Annotated in this window: 8 protein-coding genes; 6 read left to right on the top strand and 2 right to left on the bottom strand. The window is 42.2% G+C overall.

The features are described 5' to 3' along the window. Positions 1–99: 99 nt before the first annotated feature. The 5 genes from HMPREF9331_RS11165 to HMPREF9331_RS11185 all read left to right on the top strand — a co-directional run bounded on the left by HMPREF9331_RS11165 (position 100) and on the right by HMPREF9331_RS11185 (position 6,021). Positions 100–1,440: an MATE family efflux transporter gene (locus HMPREF9331_RS11165; protein WP_016421011.1), complete on the top strand. Its 1,341-nt coding sequence runs from the start codon at positions 100–102 to the stop codon at positions 1,438–1,440. A 73-nt stretch (positions 1,441–1,513) separates the two neighbouring features. Beyond that, entirely contained in the window at positions 1,514–2,860 is a 1,347-nt protein-coding gene (locus tag HMPREF9331_RS11170) for an MATE family efflux transporter (protein ID WP_040357494.1), read from the top strand. 11 nt (positions 2,861–2,871) lie between these two features. After that, positions 2,872–3,849, top strand: coding sequence for a D-alanine--D-alanine ligase (locus tag HMPREF9331_RS11175; RefSeq protein WP_016421013.1), 978 nt, complete (start codon positions 2,872–2,874; stop codon positions 3,847–3,849). A gap of 33 nt (positions 3,850–3,882) precedes the next feature. After that, positions 3,883–4,944: a magnesium/cobalt transporter CorA gene (gene corA / locus HMPREF9331_RS11180; RefSeq protein ID WP_016421014.1), complete on the top strand. Its 1,062-nt coding sequence runs from the start codon at positions 3,883–3,885 to the stop codon at positions 4,942–4,944. Between the two features lie 141 nt (positions 4,945–5,085). Then, positions 5,086–6,021 (top strand): DUF4299 family protein, encoded by a 936-nt coding sequence (locus HMPREF9331_RS11185; RefSeq protein ID WP_016421015.1) that lies wholly within the window; start codon positions 5,086–5,088, stop codon positions 6,019–6,021. Positions 6,022–6,094: 73 nt separating this feature from the next. On the opposite strand, the gene HMPREF9331_RS11190 is transcribed toward HMPREF9331_RS11185, so the two are convergent. After that, entirely contained in the window at positions 6,095–6,661 is a 567-nt protein-coding gene (locus HMPREF9331_RS11190; RefSeq protein ID WP_016421016.1) for a hypothetical protein, read from the bottom strand. A 48-nt stretch (positions 6,662–6,709) separates the two neighbouring features. Next, positions 6,710–7,237 (bottom strand): hypothetical protein, encoded by a 528-nt coding sequence (locus HMPREF9331_RS11195; RefSeq protein ID WP_016421017.1) that lies wholly within the window; start codon positions 7,235–7,237, stop codon positions 6,710–6,712. Between the two features lie 335 nt (positions 7,238–7,572). Between HMPREF9331_RS11195 and HMPREF9331_RS11200 the strand changes: the two genes are divergently transcribed. Further along, positions 7,573–9,855: an NADP-dependent malic enzyme gene (locus tag HMPREF9331_RS11200; protein ID WP_009641265.1), complete on the top strand. Its 2,283-nt coding sequence runs from the start codon at positions 7,573–7,575 to the stop codon at positions 9,853–9,855. Positions 9,856–9,973 lie beyond the last annotated feature (118 nt).

Raw genomic sequence — 9,973 nt, forward strand, 5'->3', positions numbered from 1 at the left:
ACTTTACTTATTAAGAAATTACCACTATTTTTTGGTATGTTCTAGAAAATGATGTAAATTTGCGGTGTCTTATCACAATAAGCCGAAAAGTCCTATTTTTTGAAACGAATAACTACCCAAGAAATCAATCGCTTAGCACTTCCTGCTATCGTCTCGGGGGTGATAGAACCTGTTATCTCCCTTACCGATACGGTAATGGCAGGGCATATCGCCCTTAATACCAAAGAGGTACTGGGAGCGGTGGGGGTCGTTACCTCCTTTCTTTCGGCGCTATTATGGATTTTCATTCAGTCCAGTAGGGCGATCACCACTCAGGTGGCTTATGCTTACGGACAAGGACGGCTGTCACAGGTCAAAGGTTTGGTGGCTCAAATCCTTCTTTTAAGCCTGAGTATCTCCTTATTTTCTTCTATTTTTTCCTTTGCCTGTAGTGAATTTATTTTAGAACGTTTTTATGATGCAGAGGGGACATTTTTAGACTATTGTTTGGATTATTTTCACATTCGCGTATGGGGTTTCCCTTTTACGTTGCTCACCCTTACCATACATAGTATCTTTAGAGGCTTTCAGAACACCTCTTGGAGTATGTACATCAGTATCTTGGGAGGTGTTATTAACTTGGTATTCAACTATATATTTGTATATATTTTCCACTGGGACATCAAGGGGCTGGCCTGGGCGAGTCTTTTGGCACAAGGAACTATGTTTGTCGTCTCGGTGGTTGTTATGTATAGGATGACACCCTTCAAATTCTTTTGGGTCAATGGATTACACCCCAAGTTCATGGAGAGTATTCGTATGAGTGCCGACTTGCTCATACGTTCGTCACTGCTACAGGCTGTACTTTATTTTTCTTTCTCAAGGGCGACCCTTTTGGGGGCTAATGGAGACCATACCATTGTAGCTACTCATACACTACTGAATCAGGTATGGGGCTTTTCTACCTTTCTTTTTGATGGTTATTGCAATGCAGGGGGACTACTCTCGGGCAGGCTCTATAGTACGCGCCAATACCAAGCTATTAGAAAACTGGTAAGACAACTCTTTTATGTCGTTTTGGGAATAGGCTGTGGTATTGCTCTTACATATCTGCTTTTGTATTATTGGATAGGTTCTTTGATGACTAAAAATGAGGATATAGCTTTGCTTTTCTACAAAAATTTTTGGATTGTGGTACTGATGCAGCCTATTACGGCAGTTACTTTTCTATTTTCGGGTATCTATAAGGGTATGGGCTTTACTCGAGTACTTCGCAATGCCTTTATTATTGCCACTATCTTAGGATTTTTCCCTACCTTCTATCTAACCCAAAATATACTGGAATGGGGCTTATCGGGGATATGGGTAGCCTTTTATATTTGGATGGTATTCAGGGGCGGTATCCTCTTTATTCACTACTTAAGTTTCTTCTATAATAGGTCTATGTGGCCAAGTATTTAATAATATTTTTTTTAGAATTAAAAAAAAATTGTACCTTTGTAGGGATTTTTGCAAAATATCTAATTACCTGATTTTGAAGAGAATACCTATAAAAGAAATTAATCGACTGGCCTTTCCTGCCCTTGTCTCTGGCATTATAGAACCTATCATCTCCCTTACTGATACTATAATGGCCGGACATATAAAAGAGGACACAAAGGATATACTAGGAGCGGTAGGTATAGTTTCCTCCTTTATCACAGCCTTGGTATGGATTTTCATTCAAGGGAGCAAAGCCATTTCGGCACAGATTTCTTATGCTTATGGGCAAAATCGGCTTCAACAGATGCGAGGATTGGTAGCTCAAGTACTCTCTTTGTCCTTAGTGATCTCGGTTGGTTGTGCGCTGATTACGTATCTCTTTACCGATTTTGTATTGAAGGATTTGTACAAAGCAGAAAAAGGGCTTTTGGAGAATGGTCTTATCTATTTTCGTATCCGTGTATGGGGATTACCCTTGACCTTTTTGACTTTGGCCATACACAACATCTTTAGAGGCTTGCAGAACACCTCCTGGGCTATGTATACGGGGATTTTGAGTGGGGTTACGAACTTGGTTTTAGATTATCTGTTTGTTTTTGTCTTTGACTGGAATATTCGCGGATTGGCCTGGGCGAGTCTTTTGGCACAAGCCATCATGCTGGCCACTTCGGTATATCTGTTATATACAAAAACACCTTTTCGCTTTCAACGCACCAGGAGATGGCACCCCGATTTCATGAAAAACACCCGTATGAGTTTAGACCTATTCTTGCGTTCGCTGATGATGCAAGCCACTCTGTATTTCTCTTACTATGTTGCGACAAGGCTAGGAGGAGGTAAGGAAAGTACCATTGTGGCTACTCATACAGTCCTGAACCAAGTGTGGCTGTTTTCCGTATTTCTTTTTGATGGTTTTTGTTCGGCAGGAGGGGTGCTTTCAGGCAGACTCTATAGCAGTGAGCAGTTTGCCTCTATTCGGTATATGATACGGGATTTGTTCTTTATCGTAACGGGGATAGGGTTGGGAATTGCTTTGGTATATTTCACCCTGTACATTCAAATCGGGGAATGGCTCACCAAGGATGCCGATATCCGTAGGCTCTTCTACGAGACATTTTGGATTGTGGTACTGATGCAGCCGATCAATGCGGTAACTTTTCTTTTTGATGGGTTCTATAAGGGGTTGGGTTTTACTAAAACCCTGCGTAATGCCTTCTTGATAGCTACCTTTTTGGGCTTTTTTCCCATCTATTACTTTGTAGAATACGCCTATCACTGGGGGCTTATGGGGATCTGGATAGCACTACTGATATGGATGGTCTTCCGTGGAGGTATCCTCATTATCCACTATAAGACCTTTTTTGTTACTTATAAAAGTTCGTTCTTTAGGATCAGATAAAATTAAAACACATGAAAAATATAGCTATACTTATGGGGGGCTATTCCTCAGAAGCGGATGTTTCCCTCAAGAGTGCTGCCACTGTAGTGGAGTGCTTGGACAAGAACAAATATCGTCCCTACCCTATCCTTATTGCTAAGGATCGCTGGGTCTATACCGATGCACAGGGGCAGGAATTTGCTATAGACAAGAATGATTTTTCCCTTACTCTCGCTGGTGAGAAGATCACCTTTGCCTGTGCTTTCAACGCCATTCATGGTACCCCTGGGGAGGACGGCCACTTGCAGGCTTATTTCTCCTTTGTCGGAGTTCCTATCACTGGTTGTAGTATGTATGCTTCCGCACTGACCTTCAACAAGCGCGATATGCTCTCGGTGCTAAAACCCTATGGAATTGCTCGTGCCAAGGCCTATTACCTGAACCGTGGTGATCACTTCTCCACTCGTGAAATTATCAAGTCTGTAGGCTTGCCCTGTTTTGTCAAGGCCAATCGCTCAGGCAGTAGCATAGGTGTTTTCAAGGCATATAACGAAAAAGATATAGATGAGGCTATAGAAAAGGCCTTTGAGGTGGATAATGAAGTCATCATTGAGGAATTTCTCAAGGGAACGGAAGTCTCTGTAGGGGTGATTACCTACCGTGGTAAAAAGCGGGTGCTCCCTATCACTGAGATTGTCTCCGAGAATGATTTCTTTGACCACGAGGCCAAGTACGAGGGCAAATCGCAAGAGATTACTCCCGCGCGCTTGAGCGAAGAGGAACGCAAGAGAGTAGAGGAAGTCGCCCTAAGGGTGTATAACCTCTTGCAAATGAAAGGCTTTAGCCGTAGCGAATATATCTTAGTCAAGGGGGAACCACATCTGCTGGAGATGAACACTACCCCTGGGCTTACCAAAGCCAGTATTCTCCCCCAACAAGCCAAAGCGGCAGGTATCACCCTAGCTAACCTCTTTGATAATGCGATTGAAGAAGCGATTAATAATGACTAGTGACTAATGACTAATGACTAATGACTGCTCATAATGAGTAAGAAGAGAAAGGCCAATAGAGCTAAGAAGATAGGGTTGCCCCCTGGGAGCTTGGTGTATTTCGGAGAGAAGGAAAAACTCTTGGATATAGATGTGATTTCCTACTCCGATACGGCTGTCCATGAACAAAAAGTAGGTAGTGCCCAAGAGGCGCTATCTCTTATCAAGGACAACCAAATCACTTGGATTAATATCAATGGACTGAATAACATAGAGGAGATACGCAAAATAGGGAACTATACCCAGCTGAACAACCTACTCCTGGAGGACGTACTCGACACACAACACCGCCCCAAAGTGGAGCTGCTGGACGAACATCTGCTGGTGATTATCAAGATGCTCTACTACCAAGATGGTGAGCTCATCGCTGAGCACTTAGCACTGCTGCTGGGGGAAAACTACCTCTTCTCCTTCCAAGAATCGGAAGGAGGTGATGTCTTTGATCCTATCCGCAAACTTCTACAAGCTCCAGAGAGCCTACTGAGGAAATCCTCCGCAGACTATTTGCTTTTTGCGCTTTTAGATAGTATTGTGGATAACTACTTGGCTATAGTGGATCGGATGAGTGATGCCATAGAGAGTATAGAGGATGAGATCATCGCTCACCCACGAGAGGATATGATTTCGGAAATACAAATGCTGAAAAAGAAAGCTACCTTCCTACAGAAATCCATCACTCCAGCTCGTGAGGTTATCAGCCGTATAGAGCGGAATAACCACTCCCTTATTCAGCCCCGTTGTAGGCCTTATTTCAGGGACTTACACGACCATATCATACAGATCGCTGAGACGCTTGCCTCCTATAGAGATATTCTCTGGGGTCTTACAGATACCTATATGGGGGCGATGAGTAACCGAATGAATAACATCATGCGGCTTTTGACACTCATCTCTACCATATTTATCCCGCTGACCTTTATCGTAGGAGTGTATGGCATGAATTTTGAGCACATGCCAGAGCTGCACTACAAGTGGGCTTACCCTGCTTGCTGGGGGGTGATGCTACTGATTACCATAGGAATGATTATCTATTTCAGAAGGAAAAAGTGGCTGTAGATAGTGACTAGTGACCAATGACTAGTGACTAATGACTAGTGACTAATGACTAGTGACCAATGACTAGTGACTAGTGATTAGTGACTAATGACTAGTGACTCATTCAAAACTTAAAACTTAAAACTCAAAACTCAAAACTCCATGAGTCGTACTTTTTACATTAAAAATCCTGAGGCGCCTAAGGTGATGAGTACTCAGGAGCTATTAGACCTCGTAGGAGGTAATTTCAGACAATTTGCCGTTAGAGATAATGACGAAGACCTCAATGAGATTATGCAAATGCCCTTAAACGAATTTGGCTATATGCTATTGGGGCAGGAAGGCATCAGCGGGCGAGGCTTTGAGTGTAGCTATTCAGCGGACGAGCATACTTACAATGTGCGTGTCTTTACGCCCAGCACCTCCGCCGACTGGCATGGGGCACTCTCCTTTATAGAGAAATTGGCCACTACCTTTGGCGTTTCGGTAACTGATGAGGAAGGAGAGACCTATGAGGGTAACAATATCACCTATGATTTTCGCCATGACATAGCCTTTGGTATCGCATCTATGGAGAAAGGCGATGAGGGTTACTTTATCTTTGGCGCTATGCGTCCCATCTGCTTTTCAGATGAAGATATAGACCGAATTCGCGCGGCGGAAGATAGGGTAAAGGCTTTTGACGACTTTATTGCCGCACAGCGCCAGCATGAAGATCTCTATATAGCTCACCCCATTTTCGTCAAGAATGACCAAGATGAGATTATTGGCATCTATGCACTGACAAAAACCGTCCATAGTGTACTTCCTTATAAGTATCCTCCGTTTATAGATATTACCAAGTATAACCTCTCCCAAGAAGACGTCAAGGAGTGGCGTGTGCATTTTGCTGATTATGATGTGCGTCTTTCTGACGAGGAGCAGTTTCCTACCATAGGCGAGATGGACTATCAGACTTTCTTGGAGCGCCTTCCTGAGGAGAAAATCCAAAAGTTGGACGGACACTATATGTGTCTCTGCTTAGAGACTAAAGCCGAAATAGAAGCCTTATTGGGAAAGAAAACAAGCCTGTGGGGTAAAATAAAGAAGCTGTTTTAAGATAAAAAACCTTTGTAAGTCAATGACTTGCAAAGGTTTTTTTCAGATATATTAGAGATATGAGATTAGGTGTTTAGGGTAGGTCTATATGTTCTGAAGGTGTGTAGGGACCCTCATCACCCTTTGTCTGAGTCTCCGCATCATTTATATACACTTCTTCCAAAATAAAGTAATAGCCACAAAAGTACTCCTTACCATATTGTATATTTTTTCTATATCCATAGAAGCCTAATATATCTATTTTGTAAGATTTGGTTCTGTTTCTCAGATAGAATGTTTCCTTTTCTCCTGTAAAGAAATCAAAAGGTTCAACAATAGATACTCTAACGGTTTTACCATTATGAAAATCCACATCCATAGGGTAATAACGCTGCTCTTTTCCATTTACTTCTTTAAAGAAATAAATAGCTTCCTTATCAATCTGTGTTCCTTTAAAAAACAAGGCATAATCGGCCGATTCCTTTTTGATATCTACAGAAAATACATAAAAAGGATCAGGGCACCAACGAACTCTTTCCCTTCTGCTAGGTTCCTTTTCTTCTTTATCTTCTTTATCTTCTTTTTTTTCCTTTTGCTCTTCTTTGCTACAAAAGGAAAAAAGAAGGCAAGTGGCTATCAAAAAATAAAAATACTTTTTCATGATTGGTGATTTTTAATGGTTAACGCATTTTGTTGTGTTAAGATTACATCAGTCTAAAAATATTCCTTTAGAGTCCTCTATTTGTTGTACTTCACGCTTTACATCATTTATATACACTTCATCTAATTCGAAGTAATATCCACAGTTGTATTCTTTACCAAATTGTACCATTTTGATAACGCCATAAATACCCAAGATGTCCATTTTGTAGGATTTTTCTTTGTTTCTTAGATAGAATGTTTCCTTTTCTCCTGTAAAGAATTCAAGAGGTTCAAAAGCGGCTATTCTAATGTTTTTGCCCTGATAAAAATCTATTCCCAAAGGCAGATTGCTTCGCACCTCTTTTCCATTGCTTTTTTTGAAAAAATAGATAGATTCCTTATCTATTTGATCTACATCTTTAAGAAACAAGGCATAATCGGCTGATTCCTCTTTAACAAATATAGAAAAAATATAGGGAGGAGTAGAACATAAAGGGATTCTTCTTCTTGTATCAAGATCTTTTCCTTTTTCCTCCTTATGGCAAAAAGTAAAAAGAAAACAAGCAGCTATTAGAAGATAAAAATACTTTTTCATGGTTAATATATTTTATTGGTTATTTTGTACAACTTACGTCGTTAAAAACAATTATTTTTCACCTTGCAAATATAATACAAAATAACTAATAAAACAACTATTCTTTAAAAAAATATTTAGATAAGTTGTCAACCCTGAAATTTACACCTTGTTTTTGTAACAAATACTCATTTTTGAACCTATATAAATAGACCTTAAAAAAAACTTACAAATATTTTTATTCTCATTCATAGATGGTGATTATACAAAAAATTAATCCTAAATCATTGACCATTACACATTAATTTCGTATTTTTGCGGTTCTATATATACTAACTTGATAAAAACATTTTCAAATGAAAGATAATAATCATAAGAAAAACACGGATGCCCTTGACTATCACGAGTTCCCACAACCAGGGAAGATAGCCGTGGTACCTACTAAGAAACACGCCTCCCAGTATGACCTCTCTTTGGCCTACTCTCCTGGAGTGGCAGAGCCTTGCTTGGCGATTGAAGAAAACAAAAACGATGCTTACCGATATACCAACAAAGGAAACCTCGTGGCAGTAATCTCCAATGGTACCGCCGTGCTTGGCTTGGGTAACATAGGTGCTGATGCAGCCAAACCTGTGATGGAGGGTAAAGGCTTGCTCTTTAAGATCTTTGCCGATATTGATGTATTTGACATAGAGGTCAATACCACTGATGTAGATGCCTTTGTCAACACGGTTAAGGCCATTGCGCCTACTTTCGGGGGAATCAACTTGGAAGACATCAAGTCGCCAGAGGCTTTCGAAATCGAGCGTCGATTGAAGGAAGAATTGGACATTCCTGTGATGCACGATGACCAACACGGTACCGCCATTATCTCAGCTGCAGCACTTAAGAACGCTTTGGAAATTGTCGGCAAGGATATTCGCCAGATAAAGATGGTTGTCAATGGTGCAGGAGCTGCCGCTATTTCTTGTACTCGCTTGTATATTGCCTTGGGAGCTGACCCTAAAAATATCGTGATGTGCGACAGCAAGGGAGTCATTCGCAAGGACAATCCTAACTTGGACTACCTCAAGGCCGAGTTTGCCACTGACCGCGACCTACACACTCTTGAAGAAGCCATGAAAGATGCTGATGTCTTTATCGGTCTTTCCAAAGGAAATGTAGTAAGCCCAGAGATGCTCCTTAGCATGGCCAAAGACCCTATCGTGTTCGCCATGGCCAACCCTACCCCTGAGATTGCTTATGACTTGGCTACTCAAACCCGTTCGGACATCATCATGGCCACAGGCCGCTCCGATACCCCTAACCAAGTGAATAACGTACTTGGGTTCCCCTTTATCTTCCGTGGTGCCTTGGATGTACGCGCTACCAAGATCAATGAAGAAATGAAATTGGCCGCGGTACACGCCTTGGCCGAGTTGGCTAAGAAAACCGTACCAGACCAAGTGAATCTGGTATATGGAGGTGCCAATCTTAGTTTTGGCAAGGAATACATTATTCCTAAGCCTTTTGACCCACGCCTTATCTACGAAGTGCCGCCCGCTATTGCCAAAGCCGCTATAGAGACAGGTGTCGCACAGAAACCCATCACCGACTGGGACGCTTACCGCGAACAGCTGATGGATAGGCTTGGCGGTAGCAACCGAGAAATCCGTGTGCTTCAGGAACGTGCCCGCCAAAATCCTAAGCGAGTGGTATTCCCCGAAGCTGACCTTACGGATGTACTTAAGGCCGCCCAAAGGGTATACCAAGAAGGTATCGCTATTCCCGTACTGCTCGGCCCTAAGGATATTATCCAAAGCAAAATGGAAGAGCTCGGCTTTGAGGCCAACTTGCAGATCATAGATCCTAAAAGCCCAGAAGAGAGAGAACGTCGTCACCGCTTTGCGGACATCTACTGGAAGAAGCGTGAGCGCAAGGGCATCACTCAGATCAATGCACGCCGCCTGATGCGTGAGCGCAACTACTTCGGTGCTATGCTGGTGAATACCGGTGAGGCCGATGCGATGATTACAGGTTACTCTCGCTCCTACCCACAGACCATTCGTCCTATCTTGGACTTGGTAGAGAAAGAAGAAGGCTTCCAGCGTATTGCAGCCACTAGTATCCTTATCACCAAGCGTGGCCCCTTGTTCCTTTCCGATACTACGATGAACCCTAATCCATCTTCGGAAGACTTGACCGCTATCACTTTGGCGGTAGCCGAGAAAGCGAAGATGTTCGGTTTAGACCCTGCTATTGCCCTACTTTCTTACTCCAACTTTGGTTCTGCTCCTTCGGAAAGTACCAAAAAGCTCAGCAAGACCGTCTCCTACCTACACAAGAACTATCCAGAGCTTATTGTAGATGGAGAGGTACAGGTAGATGTTGCCCTTAACCCAGAGAAAATGGCAGCCATGTTCCCCTTCTCCAAGCTCAATGGCAAGGCCGCCAATGTGCTTATATTCCCTAACTTGGAGTCGGCTAATATCACCTATAAGATCATGAAAGAGTCTGAAGGAATCAGCTCTATAGGACCTATCATCTTAGGACTCTCCAAGCCTATACACATCACTCTGATGAACGCCAGCGTAGATGAAATGGTAAATCTTACTACTTTCGCCGTAGTAGATGCCCAAGAGAGAGAAAGAAGGAAATAACGACAGCGTAATAATAAAAAAAGCACGACGACGCGTACGTTACGTTTACTTTATTAGTTACGTATACTACTACTACTTACTTACGTACTAGTACGTACGTACGTATACTACTATATAT

The organism is Capnocytophaga granulosa ATCC 51502 (assembly GCF_000411115.1).
Classification (GTDB): Bacteria; Bacteroidota; Bacteroidia; order Flavobacteriales; family Flavobacteriaceae; genus Capnocytophaga; species Capnocytophaga granulosa.

Excerpts from the sequence above, each read along its gene's own strand:
- corA (WP_016421014.1), top strand. The coding sequence starts at position 3,883 with ATGAGTAAGAAGAGAAAGGCCAATAGAGCTAAGAAGATAGGGTTGCCC.
- HMPREF9331_RS11195 (WP_016421017.1), bottom strand. The coding sequence starts at position 7,237 with ATGAAAAAGTATTTTTATCTTCTAATAGCTGCTTGTTTTCTTTTTACT.
- HMPREF9331_RS11175 (WP_016421013.1), top strand. The coding sequence starts at position 2,872 with ATGAAAAATATAGCTATACTTATGGGGGGCTATTCCTCAGAAGCGGAT.
- HMPREF9331_RS11190 (WP_016421016.1), bottom strand. The coding sequence starts at position 6,661 with ATGAAAAAGTATTTTTATTTTTTGATAGCCACTTGCCTTCTTTTTTCC.
- HMPREF9331_RS11185 (WP_016421015.1), top strand. The coding sequence starts at position 5,086 with ATGAGTCGTACTTTTTACATTAAAAATCCTGAGGCGCCTAAGGTGATG.
- HMPREF9331_RS11200 (WP_009641265.1), top strand. The coding sequence starts at position 7,573 with ATGAAAGATAATAATCATAAGAAAAACACGGATGCCCTTGACTATCAC.